Below are 14,538 nucleotides of genomic sequence, written 5' to 3'. Positions count from 1 at the left end.
TCAAACCTGCCAGAAATGGCCGATCCGCTGGCACACCGACTGGAGCAACCGATGCCGAAATTTCGCTTCGAGTTTATCGAAGGCATGTCGCAGCCTGCAATCTTCGCCGATATGGCTGATCGAGATGAGGCTGTCAGGGAGGCGAAGCGCGTTGCCAAAGAGGCCATGCTCGACGGAATTGTCGACGGCGTGGACCCGACCAGTTGGGTGACGAAGGTTTACGATGAGGCAGGCTATCTCGTCGCCACTCTCGGATTCCAGGATCTGGTCGCCGCGCCCAAGGATACGGAAGAGTTCAAGGAAACAGAGGAGCCTGGCGTCTTACGGTCGGGTTGAAGCCTGGTGTCTACGCTGTCGCCGTCGAGCCAGATGTCTCGAAAACCGCCCTTGGAACATCGCACGAACCAAATCGTTCGCCGGTGATGCGCCGAACCATGCACGATAGCCACGTCAGTCGACCGGCCGCCGAGACCGAAGATGTCCTGATCGTCGGAGGCGGGCCGGCAGGACTCACCGCCGCTCAATATCTGGCCCGTTTTCGCCATCGCGTGCTGGTGATCGATGCCGGCGATCCTCGTGCCGCCTTGATCCCAACGAGCCATAACTGTCCTGGCTTTCCCGAAGGGATAAGTGGAGCCGATATTCTGGATCGCCTCCGACGTCACGCCACCTTGTATGGAGCCACTCTGGTTGGAGGGCAGGTCTATTCCCTCGCCCCTGCCCATGGGGGGTTCGTCACTGAGACCTCGATTGGCGCAATCCGGACACGCAAGGTGTTTTTGGCGACAGGGATCACCGACACGACACCCGTCATTCCGCGTCTACGCGAGGCAATTGCCGCAGGTGTCATTCGACTCTGCCCGGTATGCGATGGGTATGAGGCGATCGACCAGAAGATTGCGGTCGTCGGGCACGACGTGAGAGCCTTGAAAGAGGCCATTTTTCTCAGTCGGTTTACACCGCTCATAACGATGCTTGGGAGCGACGCATCCGACTTTTCGCTCAGCACTCGTCGTGCGGCGAGGGCAAGAGGCATAGTCATCGGTGACGCTCTCGACACGCTCTGTCCGGCAGCAGACGGCTGCGAGGCGATTTTGAAAGATGGGACGTCAGACCGCTTCGATGCCATTTATCTGGCACTGGGGTGCAAGGTACGTTCTCAACTCGCCGAGGCCGTTGGCGCAAGATGTTGTAAAGACGGCTATGTCACAGTCGACGAGCATCAGCAGACTTCCATCCACGGCATGTACGCCATCGGTGACGTTGTCAAAGCGTTGAACCAGATAGCCGTCGCTTTTGGACAGGCTGCCATTGCCGCGTCGCATGCCCATAGAGAGTTGGAGAGCGCTGAGCGGACTGGATTTGCAGATCAGCCTTCTCAATGAACATGAGACCACGCGGCTGATCGGGATGTCGGCCGCTTGACGGCGCGTCGGAACGTCTCAACCCCGGCCGACAAGAAGTTGCCGCGCCCTGCAATCGCAGCAGATGATCTCGCCAACAGTTACAGCCGCGGAACATTCACTGCGGCACGAGGTTTGGCTGCAGGCCTACAATCCTCCCTCATTGTCTGGGCCTTGAGGCTGCCGAAGCAGCTTCGGCCCGTCTCGGCTTTGTCCGGGGCGGGCTTTCCATCTAGGAAGAGGCTTTCCGGATGTAGTTGAGGCAGATCACGCGTAGACCGATAAAAGGCCGTTGCGAGCGGACGCCATTTTGTTTGCCTCGTGAGAATACGTGGAACATTCTTTCTCGTCCAGCGTTAGCGCGCGCCGGACGACCTGTTCTGCGATTCTTGCTGGCCGGCATCAGAGGTTGCAACCATAGCTTCAGCCTCGGCCCCTCTCGAGACGGGCGGCGCGCGGAGTTGAGATGCGATGCATAGAGACGCCTTCACGCCATCAGAAGTTGCCCTACTCAGTCGCGTCTTCGCACGCAGCAAAATCAAAAACGAAACCGCAACCGAGAGGGAACGCCGCGCATCACGTATTCTGGCCTACTACCAAGCGGGGATCACGGATGAGGATGAGCTAGAACAGCTTTCTCGCCAACCGCTGGGAAGGTGACGATTAGTCTTCCTTCTTCAGAGCTTCCGCCTCATCTTTGAGCTTCGGCCAATCGGCGCCGTGCTTGCGAAGCAGCGTTCGGGCCTGCTTGGGATCAATGTCCGTGAGCTCGACCAGATGTTCGACCTCAAGTTCCTGGCCTTTCGCTACCCGGCTTGCTTCGTTCGCTTTTCGTTGCACTTCGACACCCACTGCTGAGACAACATGAACGAGCGCCGAGAGTGCGCGTTCCAGAACTTTATACAAAAAATACGCGACACCGGTTGGGCCGTATGGGACGGGCTATGCCCTTCTGGCTGTGCCTTGCCGATTTCTTCCATGTGGGCCCGCCCCGACTTGTCGTCGGTCGCAAATCGCGGCGGCATCTTCGTCCGACTGTCCGACCACGCGGCGTGTGCCGGCGCTCGGCAGCTTTTCGACGCAGCAAGTCCGGTGCGCACGTCACCTCATCAACTTGATCTGAAGCGAGATGCTCAGCCTCAGAATCCTGTCGCCGTTTTCGTTCCGCACTTCAACAAACACTTGCTGCCCGTCCACCTCAGTGAGTGCATCTCTCGTAAGGTCGATAAGGCCCTCGAAGCCCACGCGGCGCACCTCCTCCAAACCGGCACATTCGATGCCGATTTGGTCCTCGAAGACCAGATCGTGATCGCCACTATCAAAGAAAAATCGTGCCATGCGAGAGCATCCGTCACCACTAAACTGCAGGGTTTCTTTGGTGCAGGTAGGTCGTGTCGAAATCACCTGCATGAGTGAGGCCAAGCCAATCCAGAACATGCACTCTTGATCCTGTGGTGGCGATGAGGCCTCTACGTCGAAGTTCCTGAAGCATTCGGTTGACGTGGACTGTGGACAAGCCCAATGCATCGCCAAGGGCTGCCTGGGTAATGGGAAGATCCGCGACGTGATCCTGGATGCGTCCAACCGAGCGCAAGCGAAAAATCAATTCGCACAATATGTGAGCCATGCGCGTGTATGCCTCGCGTCTTCCCACATTAGTGACCCATTCCCTGTAAATAGCTGCATCGATCAGGGTCGACCGCCAAAAAGCCGTCGCGATTCGAGGATGCTGTTCGCAAACGGCGCGAAGAGCGTCATGTCGTATGAAGCCCAGTCTAGCTGCTGTGAGGGTCGTAAAATTGCAATCCATGACCGACAGATGCAGTCCGTGCAGATCCGGAATATCCCCAGCCACAAAGAAGGATGTAATCTGCCGTTTGCCGTCGCCGGTAAGTTTGGTGGAACCGAGCAGGCCATCCAAAACGACAAACGAACTGACAGGACGGTCCCCCTCACGCACCAGGTCGTAGTTGGGCAAAAAATCCTTCTCCTGGATCGGGATGCTCTTCAAAACGTCGATGTCGGTCTGTCGAACATCCGAGATGCTCAGGAGTTTGCGGATAAGTACATCCGAGGATGAGGTGGGAGACAAATTGGCTACCTAGCTTATGTTATTTATCGAACTTGCAATCGCGCTGAAAGTTCCGTGACATTACAGAGCGGCGGCGGAGAACGGGCCCGGTTCGGCGGGTGATTGGACCGCCGCACAATCGAACCCGCAGTTATGCCGCCCATAGGGGAGCCTGCGGAGCCACGCATTAACCTATGACATGGGCTGTGTTCGAAATTGTCGCTGAGATAACCATTGGCGCCAATTCGGCAAGGCTTTGACGTCCGCAACGGAACATATGCCCCAACTGGCGCTACGAGGTTGTTCCGCCGAGACAATCTGCAAGCACCTTGGAGCGGCAATACAGCTCCTGGCGCTCCGCTAAGCTCCGCTATTTGAAACAGTGGCTGGCTCACGCACGAACTTCATCCGCGGCGGCACGGCGAATGCCGTGAACCGCTCAGCCAGTCTGTCGAGGGCTTGGCGCATGCCAACTCCCGCAGCTGGCGCTCCGTGTCCGCTGATCACCATCTGCGGCTTCAGCGCAGCCAGTTGTTTCACGGATTTTTCCGCCGCATCCCAATCCGGTGTGAAGTAGCGCGGTGGACCATGCATCTCCAAGTCCTGAACGGCGACTTCATAGACCGACTCCTGACCCGTGGTGATGAAGGCGTCCCCAGCGATCAGCGAGCGGTCTTCTTCGCGCCAGAGAGAGACATGCCCCGGCGCATGCCCGGGCGTGTGCAGCCAGCGCCATCCGGGCATGCCGGGGACCGATCCGTCGGCCGGCAAGAGTTGCAGGCGATCTCCGAGATCGATTGGGCCACGAGGAAAGAGTGGCGAAAGCAGCGCTATCAGGCCGCCCCCCACCTAAGGATCAGGCGGTGGATAGGACCCGGTTCCGTCCAAATAGGGACGCTCGAGCGGGTGCGCGAAAACGGGCGCATCCCATGTGCCGGCCAGATCCACAACCGCTCCCACATGGTCGAAATGGCCATGGGTCAAGATGATCGCGGCGGGCCGCGCGCCGGCTCCAAAGCGCTTTTCCGCGACCGCCAGGATGCTGCTTCGCGACGTCGGCAAACCCGTATCGATCAGGACCCAGTTTCGATCTCCGCTGCCGGGAGCGCCGAAGAACACGACATTCACAATTGTCAGCCGCAAATAGGCCAAATCCGGCGCGATGCTCCAGACGCCGTCGCCACGATCCTCGCGCCTGGCATGGTCGATGTCGGAAAGTCGAATCTGAACGGTCATACTGTTCCCTGCCTCCGTTGTAACCGCTGGACAATCGATGACGGCTCGGTCCCGAACTTGCCTCGGCGCACCTTGTTCCCTGGCTCCTGTCTGCTCCACCGGCTCGGTGGGCTCGATCGGGGAACAAAGGCTCGACCATCCGGGTTTGGCCCTGAGTAATACACTGGACGATGGTGCAGCATGGCAAATGAGAAGGGGTTGCCGCATGAGCGAAGCAGCACAAAGCGATAGCGATGGCTTGACTTCGATTGCGGGCACGTCGGCGTTCGCCAGTTTTTTCATGGCTGGCTTTGAGTGCTCGTCGCACCGGCGCAAGGACGGCGTTCGCCTCGATCTTATCCGCGCGACGTCGCATTATTTGCATGCCCTGGGCGACTACCGCGGTTGCGCCGAACTCGGTCTTCGTACCATCCGCGACGGTTTGCGCTGGCACCTCATCGAAACCGCTCCTGGGACCTATGACTGGTCAAGCTGGACGCCGATGGTCGAAGCAGCGCAATCGGCAGGTGTCCAGGTCATCTGGGACATTTTCCACTACGGATCTCCAGACCACGTTGAACAGGGGTCGATGCATTTCATCGATGCCTATGCCTCGTTCGCTGCGGAAGCTGTGAGGGTCCATCGTTCAATCGCCGGTACAGCGCCTCTGTTGTGCCCAATCAACGAAATTTCGTTTTTCGCCTGGGCTGTTGAGGTCGGGTATTTCCCGCGCGTCGGCCCGAAGAAGCGGGGATGGTTCAAGCGGCACCTCGTGAAAGCTGCAATAGCTGGCGTTCGGGCAATGCGGGAGGTCGATCCCGCTTGCAGATTTGTCTGGGCCGAGCCGCTTATCCACATTGCTCCTCGCGACCGAACGCGGACCGAATGGCGCCGGGCCGAAAATGCCCGTCTCGGACAGTTCGAAGCTTACGACATGCTGCTGGGCCGGGCAGAACCAGAGTTGGGGGGCAGCGAAGATGTTGTCGATGTCGTTGGCCTGAATTTCTACCCACACAATCAGTGGTACCTAAACGGGCCGACGATTCCGATGGGGCATCACGAGTACCGTGCCCTATCGGAGATGCTGATTGAGGTCGCGCGTCGATACGGCAAGCCGATGTTCATCGCCGAGACCGGCTCCGAAGGATCGGGCGGGGCGGCTTGGCTCCATTATGTCTGCGACGAGGTGCGTGCCGCAATCGGTCTCGAAGCGCCGATCGAAGGTATTTGCCTATACCCGATAACCGCCTATCCGGGCTGGGACAATTCGCGGCATGCGGAAGTGGGATTGTTTTCGGTCATCCAGGCGAACGGCAGCCGACATGTCCGCACGCCCATCGCGGATGAATTGGCCCGCCAGCAAACTTTGTTCGCGGCGAACCCGACGCGTTAAATACATGAGCGGCACAAGGGACTGTTGCGAGCGCTGTTGGCGCCGCGTTGCCAAGCCCGATGCTCCCAAGTACGTCTAGGTGGGGGAGCTACAGCGCCCCTTCGGCCAACGACGCCTTCCTCGCGCTCGCCCATTCCGGGACGCTCTTTTGGATGCGGGCGAAAGTTGCCAGAGCCTGCCCGACCACTTGATCCATATTGTAGTAGCGGTAGGTTGCCAGGCGGCCGACAAACCACACGTCGGGACAGGTTGCGCCGAGCGCTTCGTAACGCTTGTAGAGCTCTTCGTTTTCGGCCCGCGGCACCGGATAGTACGGGTCCCCGATATCGGTGGGATATTCGTAGGTCAGGCTGGTCCGCGCGTTCTGCTGGCCGGTCAGATGTTTGTACTCGGTGATGCGGGTGTAATTTTCCGTCTGGGGGTAGTTGACGACGGCAACCGGCTGAAACTGCTCTTGGTCGAGGGTGACGTGCTCGAAACGGAGCGAGCGATAAGGAAGACGCCCGAGCTGCCAGCCGAAGTATTCGTCGATCGGGCCGGTATAGATCAGGTGGTTGAATGGTATCTCGTCACGAATTTCGCGGAAGTCGGTCTGCAACATGACCTTGATGTTCGGATGGTCGAGCATGCGTTCGAACATTCTCGTGTACCCGCCGGCCGGCATCTTCTGGAAGCTGTCGCTAAAATAGCGGTCATCGCGGTTGGTTCTGGTCGGCACTCGTGCCGTCACTGATTTGCTCAGTTGGCTAGGATCGACGCCCCATTGCTTCCTGGTGTAGCCACGGAAGAATTTCTCATAGAGTTCGCGTCCCACCGTGCTGACGACGACGTCCTCGGCCGTTCGTACGTCCTCTACGGTTTCGCGCCGCGACGCGAAGAACTCCTCCAACTGTGTGGAATTCAGGTCGAGGCCGTAAAGGCGATTTACCGTGTCGAGATTGATCGGGATGGGAAGCAGTTTCTCATCCACGGCCGCCAGCACCCTATGCTCGTATGTGCGCCATTCCGTGAACTGCGAGAGGTAGTCCACGATCGACTGGCTGTTGGTGTGAAAAATATGTGGCCCATAACGATGGATGAGGATGCCGGCCTCATTATAGCAATCATAGGCGTTGCCGCCGACATGGCTGCGGCGGTCGACCAGGAGAACACTTTCGTGGCGCTGGGAGGCTATCCTTTCAGCAAGCACGCTGCCGGCAAATCCCGCGCCGACGATCAGCCAATCGAACATGGCTATGCACTCCTGCGGAGAGGGATGACCTTCTTACCTCGATAGGCACGCTCGATGTGAGCGGTCATGCCACTCCATGTCTTTTGCCAAGACATGTCCGCAAGATAGGCGTCGACTTGCGGCAGGAACGTCTCACGAGGTCGCAATAGAATGGAGCGCAGCTTGATTTCCAGATCGTCACTGTCGGCGATTTCCACCAGTCCAGCAGCGCCGTAGCTGCGCACAACGTCAACGATTGCCGTCGAGATCACCGGGAGACCGGCCGCTAGGAACTCTGGCGTCTTGGTCGGACTGATGAAGCGGGTCGCTTCGTTGAGTGCAAACGGCATCCAACCGGCATCCCAATGGCGCATATAGTGGGGCAGGTCGCAGTAGGCCTTCGCGCCCAACCAATGCAGGTTTTCGGCTCTGGGCAGGGTTGCGGGGTCGATCTTGACGACCGGGCCAAGCATCACGAAATGCACGTCCGACATAGTCTCCGCCGCCTGCGCTACGAGCTCGACGTCCAGCCGCTCGTCGATAACTCCGAAATATCCGACCCTCGGATGAGGAATGCCGGCCTGGTCGGTTGGCTCCTTTCCTGGGCGTCTCGCAGTGTGAAAGTGCTTCACATCGATGCTGCTAGGAAAAGGGAAGATCGCGTGATGCAGGTGACGCTTGGTCTCGAACAGGCTTAGGCCTCCGGTGAAAACGAGATCGGCGCGGCGCAGCAGGGCCTTTTCCATCTGCCCCAGCTCGGGCGGCGCATTCTTGAATGCGGAGAGTTCGTCCATGCAGTCATAGATGCATATGTCTGGGTCGAGGTGCTCGGTGAAGCGCAGAGCCATCGGCGTGTAGTACCAAGCGATCAACCGGCTGTGCGGCATTGAAGCTATGATCTGCTGGACAAATCTCCGCTGGACGGCATCTGCTTTCGCGGCCGACATGCCGAGCGGAAGCACTGGCGTCACAATTAGAATGCTTGGCGCTGCCTCGCTCGTCCGCATCAGCGGCTGTGGCAGGTCTTCGAAAACAGGCTCTTCGAAGTAGACCACTCTCTGCTGCATGGAGGCGAGACTGAGGATATGTTGCGGGCGTTGATGAACGAAATTCCACCGCAAATGGGAGAAGCAAACCAGTAGATTTTCCCTGCCAGCGCGGTTACTGGCGACTGCCCCACCCAAGGCTGCTTCCATTGAAGATTTCCTTCCTTTAGTCTGTCGTTTATGTTCCGACTAACATTTGTTAGTCGCGGACGGGAGAGAACTAAACTTCGTTCCCGTCTCCTAACTTTCAACGAGGTGAGTTGTTCCAAGGTGAAATGGAGCGCCTTCAGTCGCCGCTCGATAGACGAAAACGAGATCCGCTCGCTGAGTCGAGAACGGCTATCGTGTGTCGGCGGGCTTTGAGGCGCGGGGCGACTGGGGAATGCTGGTGGAGAACGGCATTGCCGTATTTGCGTTGAACTTGTCGGCTATAAAATGTGCAGAACATCACGTTGATTCGCCTGCACGACTGGCGATTCGGTTTTGGCAGGGCAAGATTCCGGGGCTGATATGAAGATCGACTTTGCGACCAATGTTTTTCCGCTGTTTCATCCGCAAAGCGTCGATGATCTCAAAGACCCGTGCCCTGTCTTCGATGGCAGTCTGTGGCACGTCTTCGGCTCAAGTGGCACGGTGACCACCGAGACGTGGAGGATCCTTCATGCCACGGCGCCCGATCTCTATGGACCGTGGACCGAGCATCCGCCGATCGAACTTCCTATCAACGGGAGTGGTGTTGCGGCTCCCGGCGTCATCCACGAAAGCGGCGTCTTTCATATGTTCATCCAGACCGAGTTCATGAAGTCTGGCGGCCGGTGCGAGCACGCGGTTTCCAATGACGGATTCCAGTGGGTGGTTCTCAGCCCGGCGATCCTTGCCATCCCGGACACCGAGGAGGACGGCATTTACGATCCGCATCCCGCAGTTATTGGCGGCAAGCGCTACCTCGTCTATTCCGCGATGCCAAAATTCACCAGGGTGCCGCAACCCGACATCTACCTCGCACGGAGCCAATCCGACTCGTGGTTCGGTCCCTGGAAGCGGATCGGCAAGATCCTCGACCATAATGATGTCCCTCACCATAATACGAGAGAGGATCCCGACTATGAATGGGGCATAGAAGGCGCACAGCTGGTCGAGTTGCCGGACGGTCGGGTGCTTCTCAATGCCACTTGTTTTCTGCCGAATGGACTTCGGGGGAACCGGCAACGCGTGTTCTTCGCTATCGCTGATGACGTTGCTGGACCTTACGTATCGATCGGCCCGGTGCTGGAGCCAGGCCAGCCGGGAGAGAACGGCCACTCGACGGTGATGATCGAAGGCAGCCAACTATCGTTGTTTTACCAAAGCCGGGTCGCCACGACCGATCATCGGTGGCGCTACGGCCTGGCCAGATGCGACGTCGCCCTGTTTTCCAAGGTCGCATGATCCCCGGTGCCAATGGGCACCCACGGCGTAGACCGACTGGACGGCTCGCATTGCGCAATGAGCTTCCGTAGCTCGAGACGTTCCGTCGGGAAGCCTGCCGGAATTAAACGTTCCTCCTACGGAACAATGCGTCCGAGCTGAGGTTCGGCTGACTTCAAACCAGGAGTCAGCCATGTATTACACCGACAAGAAATTGCAGTACCCGGTTCGTGTGGAAACGCCGAATCCAGTCTTTGCCCGCGCGTTGCAGCAGGCCATAGGTGGAGTAGAAGGCGAGATCCGCGTCGCCTTGCAGTATTTCTTCCAGGCATGGGGATGCCGCGGACCGGCCAAATACCGCGACCTGTTGTTGAACACGGCGACCGAGGAACTCGGCCATATCGAAATGCTGGCGACTGCGGTCGCCCTCAATCTAGAGGGTGCACCACTTTCGCTGCAGGAGGACATCTCGTCGGACACGGTCGGCGGCTCGGTCCTCAACGGGATGAACTTCCGCCATATCTTGTCGACCGGCCTGGCCGCACTGCCTGAAAACGCCAACGGCGTTCCCTTCAATGCTTCGCATGTCTATGCCAGCGGCAATCTTGCCGCGGATATGGTCGCAAACGTCACCGCGGAAGGAAGCGGCCGCGTACTGGCTACCCGCCTGTACAACATGACCAACGATCCCGGCATGAAGGACATGCTGTCCTTCCTTATTGCGCGCGACACCATGCATCAACAGCAGTGGCTCGCGGCGATCGAAGACATGGGCGGATTGAACGCGTCTCTGCCGGTCCCCAACTCCTTTCCGCAGGAGAAGGAGCATCAGGAGGTATCCTATGCCTTCATCAATTGCTTCGTCGAAGGTGTCGAACCAGCGCGGGGACGTTGGAGCGAAGGACCGTCGATAGACGGAAGGGGCGAGTTCTCCCTTGTTGCCGCTGCGCCAATGGGCGAGGAGCCCATGCTTTCGCCGCCAAGGCCAAGTTCAGGCGCCCAGAGCGAGCAGTTGATCGACAGGCAGGCAGCCGAATAGGCTGTCTTAGCAATACCGAAGGCTGCCGGCACTGGCTGTCTCCCCCTTGGCGCTTCTCGCTGACTCGGCCGCACCCGGTTATATCGGCCAATTGGCGCTGTGTACGAGAGACAGCGCAGCTCATTCGTGTTGGTGTGTGCCTGACGAGCTCTCCATTTTCAGCTTAGCTATAAATGCTTCACCTAATGGAACATCGGAGGTTCCACGAAGTTGGGAGCCACGGAGGACGTGCACATGAACAGTGTTATCTATCTTATCGGCCTTATCGTTGTCGTGCTCGCGGTCCTCTCCTTCCTCGGTCTTCACTAGGTGGCCCATGCAGCGTGAGAACGATCAGGGCGGACAGCCCACCGATTTTGACAAGGCGAAAAGCGACGTTTCCGACAGGCTTCGCCTGGAACAAGAACGTGCCAGCGAGTTGCTCCACGACGCGCGTGACACGGTGACCCGTAAGGCTGGCGACTATGCATCTGAAGCCAGGGATGTCATTTCCGACAAGGCGGAGGAAGCTCAGCGCGACATCGGATCGAGTTTGGCGGCGCTGGGCGGCGCACTGCGCGCGGCCAGTGACCATCTGGCCAACAACGATGAAAGGAACGCATCGAAGTTCGCATTGGATGCCGCCGGTGGCTTGGAGCGGCTTTCATCGTCATTGAAACAGAAGCCGTTCGGCCAGGTCCTGGAGGACGTGCAGTCCTTTGGCCGGCAAAATCCCGGTGTCTTGCTTGCCGGATCGGTATTGGCCGGATTGGCTCTCGGGCGGTTCATCAAGGCTTCTCCGCCGGCGGGTCCTGAAGCAGCTCAGGGAGCGTCGGGAGACATCACGTCCAGCCAGGCCGCCGATTGGTCCGCCGACAGTTCCCAGAATTTCGACCTTCTCGGCGAGGATCCGGCCACTCAGAATGCGGAGCAAGACAGATGAGCACACAGGACAATACCAGCCTTGCCGGGCTGGTGACGGACCTGGCCCAGAACGTCACCACGCTTGTGCAAACCGAAGCCAGGCTGTTTCGGGCAGAGCTCTCTGAAAAGCTTACCAAAGCCGGAGCAGGTGCCGCGGAAGTACTGGGCGGCGCGATCTGCCTGCTCGCCGCGCTATTGGTGTTGCTGCAGGCACTCGTTATCGCACTGACGCGGGCAGGGCTTGGCGCGGGGTGGTCTTCCCTGCTGGTCGGTGTGGTCGTGGCGGTCCTCGGCGTCATCCTGCTGCGGACCGGGATGGCCAGCATGGCGCCTTCGGAACTTACCCCCGACCGGACCCAGGAACAGCTCAAGCGCGATGCGAGCGTGATCAAGGAACAGGTGAGATGAAAGAGAAATCCGCAGCCGAACTTGAACGCGAGGCAGAGGCAGCCCGCGCCCGGGTGATGGAGACCGCCGAATCTATTCGAGGCAAGATGACGCCCGGACAATTGCTGGATGAGTTCACCGGGCTGTTCTCGGGAGGGGAGAGCTCGGCCATACTCAGCAATCTCAGGACGCAGGTCCGAGACAATCCTTTGCCGGTCACCATGGTGGGCGCGGGTCTGGCTTGGCTAATGTTCGGCAGCGGTACCTCAAACATGGCCCACGGTTCGGCTGGCTACCCATTGCCTCCAGCGCCGGGACGACATGATGAAGGGGAGCGCGGCGGCTTCGGCGGCACGCTCTCCGATGCCGCGGATTCGCTCTCATCGAGCGCTACCAGCGTCGGCGATACCATATCGGGCACCGCAAGGGCCGCTGCGGCGGGTCTGACGGGAAGCGCTGCCAATGCAAGCTCGATGACTGGTGACATGGCGGCGAAAGCCAGCCGCTCCGCGCAAGATCTGTTGGAAGACCAACCCTTGGCCGTAGCGGCCGTCGGTCTCGCCATCGGCGCCGCTATCGGTGCAATGCTGCCGCATACCACAACGGAGGATGAGCAACTAGGCGCCTTTGGTGACAAGCTTCGCGATACTGCCGGAACCATGCTGGACAGGGGTCTCGATGAGGCCAAGCAGGCCGCCGCCGACGCCTATGAAACCATCAAGCAGGAAGCTGGCCGGCAACATATGGAAGCAGACACGATGGCCGATCAGCTCGGCGAGATCGTGAAGTCCACAGCAGACAAAACCGAGCACGCCGTGCGTGAACGGATTTCCGATCCGTCTCAGGGTCAAACCTAGCTTGAATGATCCTGGATCAACGATAGTCGGTCTCTTCAGAAGGGCCGGCGTTGTTGTTCAGACGATGAACCGCTAAGATCATTTTAGAGCGTAGAGGTAGGCCGCGATATCGCGCGCCTGCTGCTCCGTGATCCGTGTCGATGGCATGGCCGTGTGCGGATCGATTTCCCTGGCCGATCGTATCCAGCGGATCAGGTTCTCTGGATTGTTGGCCAGCCCGCCGCCGATAAAGACGCGGCCAGCAAGACTGGCATCCAGGCGAGGACCCACCTGCCCTTGCGCGCCCGGCACGCCCGTTATCGTATGGCAGCCGGAACAGCCATTCGCAGTCATGATCGGCAAGGCCCTCGCAGTGTCACCGCCCGTGGCCGCCTCCGCCTCGTGGCGGACGCGCGCGGCCCGATCGGACCACCAAGTCATTCCGGCCACGGCCGCGACGAGCAGCACTAGCGCGGCGATGACCGCGCCAAGCAGTTTAGACAAGCTCGTACGCATGCGCCGCCTCCCTCCTTCCGCTCGCCTTGATCCACAACGCGGCCAGCAGCAGAGCTGCGCCGCCATATATCAATCCAGCCGGAACCCACATCACCAGCCCGGCAAGTTGCTGGTCCTCCAGGGGGCTCAAATTCCACAGTGCCGCTCCTACGGCGTTATCCGGGTACCAGAGGCGTGGCGAGAGCAACAGGAGGACGCCGAGCAGCCCGGTATGCAGCGAGGTGACAAAGAGGTGCATCACTGCGCTCCCATAGGCATGCTGGCGGCCGGGACGCGGCAAGAGGACCCACCAGAACAGCAGCCCTGTTCCGAAGAAGCTCGCGTGCTGTGCATAGTGCAGCACGCCGCGTTCGAGCGCGGCTTCGAATAACACCGGAATGTGCCAGATCCATATGGCTATGCCGTGGATAATGGTCGCCATGAACGGCCGCGTTGCGAAAGCCCAGACCGCCTTCAGCCAATTGGCGTGCCCGGCAATTCCCAGAATGCGCCGGAACCGGGTGGGTAGGCCCCACATCAAGGCAGCAGCCGGGCAGGCAGAGACCAACAGCGGCGCCGCCACGGCCATCAGCAGTTCATGCTCGATCATATGCGCCGCAAAGACCTGCTCGCCGAGCATATGAATCGGGCTGACCAATGCGGCTGTCAACACGCCCCATCCGGCCGTGAACAGCAGAGCCTGGCGCAGCCGCAACGTCCTGCCGCGGCTGCTGCGCCGCCAAAGCCGGCTCGCGCCAACGACATATATCAAGGCAAGCACGGCGAGTGGCAGGGTGATGGGCAGCGCGAGCGTCCACCCGGCCCCGGGCGCGCCGGCGCCGTAGCAGATGGAAGTAGGGAACAGCGCGTCCAGGTTCATCGCAGGCACTCATCCAGGATCAGCGCCGCGCTGCCTTGCATGAGGATCACAAGCGCAAACAGCAACGCCGACAACATCCCGAGATTGGCGACGAAGCGCTCTGTGCCGCGCGTACGCTCCGGTTTGAATCCGGCACCGCCTCGCCGCTTCGCCCGCCACGACAGCGCCCCGCCGAGCAGCGACAACAAGACGAGCAGCAGCGCCACGGGAAGCACGACCGGCACCTGGCGGTTGCATTGCCAAGGCACCAGCG

The 14,538-nt window shown here is 59.6% G+C and carries 16 protein-coding genes and 1 pseudogene; 8 read left to right on the top strand and 9 right to left on the bottom strand.

The features are described 5' to 3' along the window. Window positions 1-51 precede the first annotated feature (51 nt). The gene (locus NKH95_RS21265; RefSeq protein WP_352613335.1) at window positions 52-336 is read left to right on the top strand and encodes a DUF6894 family protein; all 285 of its coding nucleotides are present in this window, start codon (window positions 52-54) and stop codon (window positions 334-336) included. Continuing rightward, entirely contained in the window at window positions 333-1,385 is a 1,053-nt protein-coding gene (locus NKH95_RS21260) for an NAD(P)/FAD-dependent oxidoreductase (protein WP_352442904.1), read from the top strand. Before NKH95_RS21265 ends, NKH95_RS21260 begins: the two co-directional genes overlap by 4 nt. A gap of 681 nt (window positions 1,386-2,066) precedes the next feature. Here NKH95_RS21260 and NKH95_RS21255 read toward each other — a convergent pair. The 4 genes and pseudogenes from NKH95_RS21255 to NKH95_RS21240 all read right to left on the bottom strand — a co-directional run bounded on the left by NKH95_RS21255 (window position 2,067) and on the right by NKH95_RS21240 (window position 4,710). Beyond that, window positions 2,067-2,309 (bottom strand): hypothetical protein, encoded by a 243-nt coding sequence (locus tag NKH95_RS21255; RefSeq protein WP_352552161.1) that lies wholly within the window; start codon window positions 2,307-2,309, stop codon window positions 2,067-2,069. 195 nt (window positions 2,310-2,504) lie between these two features. Next, a complete protein-coding gene (locus tag NKH95_RS21250) occupies window positions 2,505-2,741 on the bottom strand; it encodes a DUF6894 family protein (protein WP_127296098.1) in 237 nt (78 codons plus the stop codon). Between the two features lie 19 nt (window positions 2,742-2,760). Further along, complete coding sequence (locus NKH95_RS21245; protein ID WP_352677659.1) at window positions 2,761-3,495, bottom strand: Crp/Fnr family transcriptional regulator; 735 nt, start codon at window positions 3,493-3,495, stop codon at window positions 2,761-2,763. 339 nt (window positions 3,496-3,834) lie between these two features. Further along, window positions 3,835-4,710 (bottom strand): annotated as a pseudogene (locus tag NKH95_RS21240) (MBL fold metallo-hydrolase). A gap of 205 nt (window positions 4,711-4,915) precedes the next feature. On the opposite strand from NKH95_RS21240, the gene NKH95_RS21235 reads away from it, so the two are divergent. After that, window positions 4,916-6,082 (top strand): beta-glucosidase, encoded by a 1,167-nt coding sequence (locus NKH95_RS21235; RefSeq protein ID WP_128305822.1) that lies wholly within the window; start codon window positions 4,916-4,918, stop codon window positions 6,080-6,082. An 88-nt stretch (window positions 6,083-6,170) separates the two neighbouring features. On the opposite strand, the gene glf is transcribed toward NKH95_RS21235, so the two are convergent. Both glf and NKH95_RS21225 read right to left on the bottom strand, forming a co-directional pair. Further along, window positions 6,171-7,313, bottom strand: a complete 1,143-nt coding sequence (gene glf / locus NKH95_RS21230) for a UDP-galactopyranose mutase (protein WP_352613341.1) — start codon at window positions 7,311-7,313, stop codon at window positions 6,171-6,173. A gap of 2 nt (window positions 7,314-7,315) precedes the next feature. Further along, on the bottom strand, window positions 7,316-8,488 hold the full coding sequence (locus tag NKH95_RS21225) for a glycosyltransferase family protein (protein WP_023811918.1): 1,173 nt from the start codon (window positions 8,486-8,488) through the stop codon (window positions 7,316-7,318). Window positions 8,489-8,848: 360 nt separating this feature from the next. On the opposite strand from NKH95_RS21225, the gene NKH95_RS21220 reads away from it, so the two are divergent. The 5 genes from NKH95_RS21220 (at window position 8,849) to NKH95_RS21200 (ending at window position 12,931) form a co-directional block, all read left to right on the top strand. Continuing rightward, window positions 8,849-9,766 carry a glycoside hydrolase family protein gene (locus NKH95_RS21220; protein ID WP_352442897.1) on the top strand — a complete coding sequence of 306 codons (918 nt, stop codon included), beginning with the start codon at window positions 8,849-8,851 and terminating at the stop codon, window positions 9,764-9,766. Between the two features lie 172 nt (window positions 9,767-9,938). After that, window positions 9,939-10,784: a manganese catalase family protein gene (locus NKH95_RS21215; RefSeq protein WP_023811920.1), complete on the top strand. Its 846-nt coding sequence runs from the start codon at window positions 9,939-9,941 to the stop codon at window positions 10,782-10,784. Window positions 10,785-11,100: 316 nt separating this feature from the next. After that, a complete protein-coding gene (locus NKH95_RS21210) occupies window positions 11,101-11,706 on the top strand; it encodes a hypothetical protein (RefSeq protein ID WP_352442895.1) in 606 nt (201 codons plus the stop codon). Further along, window positions 11,703-12,095 (top strand): phage holin family protein, encoded by a 393-nt coding sequence (locus tag NKH95_RS21205; protein ID WP_352442894.1) that lies wholly within the window; start codon window positions 11,703-11,705, stop codon window positions 12,093-12,095. Before NKH95_RS21210 ends, NKH95_RS21205 begins: the two co-directional genes overlap by 4 nt. After that, window positions 12,092-12,931, top strand: a complete 840-nt coding sequence (locus tag NKH95_RS21200) for a hypothetical protein (protein ID WP_352442893.1) — start codon at window positions 12,092-12,094, stop codon at window positions 12,929-12,931. The genes NKH95_RS21205 and NKH95_RS21200 overlap by 4 nt, the downstream gene beginning before the upstream one ends. Window positions 12,932-13,009: 78 nt before the next feature. Here the strand turns inward: NKH95_RS21200 and NKH95_RS21195 are convergent, their stop codons facing one another. From NKH95_RS21195 to NKH95_RS21185, 3 genes are read right to left on the bottom strand one after another with little or no spacing between them, the layout of a single operon-like run. Continuing rightward, complete coding sequence (locus NKH95_RS21195) at window positions 13,010-13,426, bottom strand: c-type cytochrome (RefSeq protein WP_352442892.1); 417 nt, start codon at window positions 13,424-13,426, stop codon at window positions 13,010-13,012. After that, window positions 13,407-14,285 carry a cytochrome c oxidase assembly protein gene (locus NKH95_RS21190; RefSeq protein ID WP_352442891.1) on the bottom strand — a complete coding sequence of 293 codons (879 nt, stop codon included), beginning with the start codon at window positions 14,283-14,285 and terminating at the stop codon, window positions 13,407-13,409. Before NKH95_RS21190 ends, NKH95_RS21195 begins: the two co-directional genes overlap by 20 nt. Beyond that, window positions 14,282-14,491, bottom strand: coding sequence for a hypothetical protein (locus NKH95_RS21185; RefSeq protein WP_352442890.1), 210 nt, complete (start codon window positions 14,489-14,491; stop codon window positions 14,282-14,284). Before NKH95_RS21185 ends, NKH95_RS21190 begins: the two co-directional genes overlap by 4 nt. Window positions 14,492-14,538 lie beyond the last annotated feature (47 nt).

The organism is Mesorhizobium sp. M0848 (assembly GCF_040319805.1).
GTDB lineage: Bacteria > Pseudomonadota > Alphaproteobacteria > Rhizobiales > Rhizobiaceae > Mesorhizobium.
The sequence above is the reverse complement of the archived record's forward strand: the minus strand, read 5'-3'. Positions and strand labels throughout refer to the sequence as shown.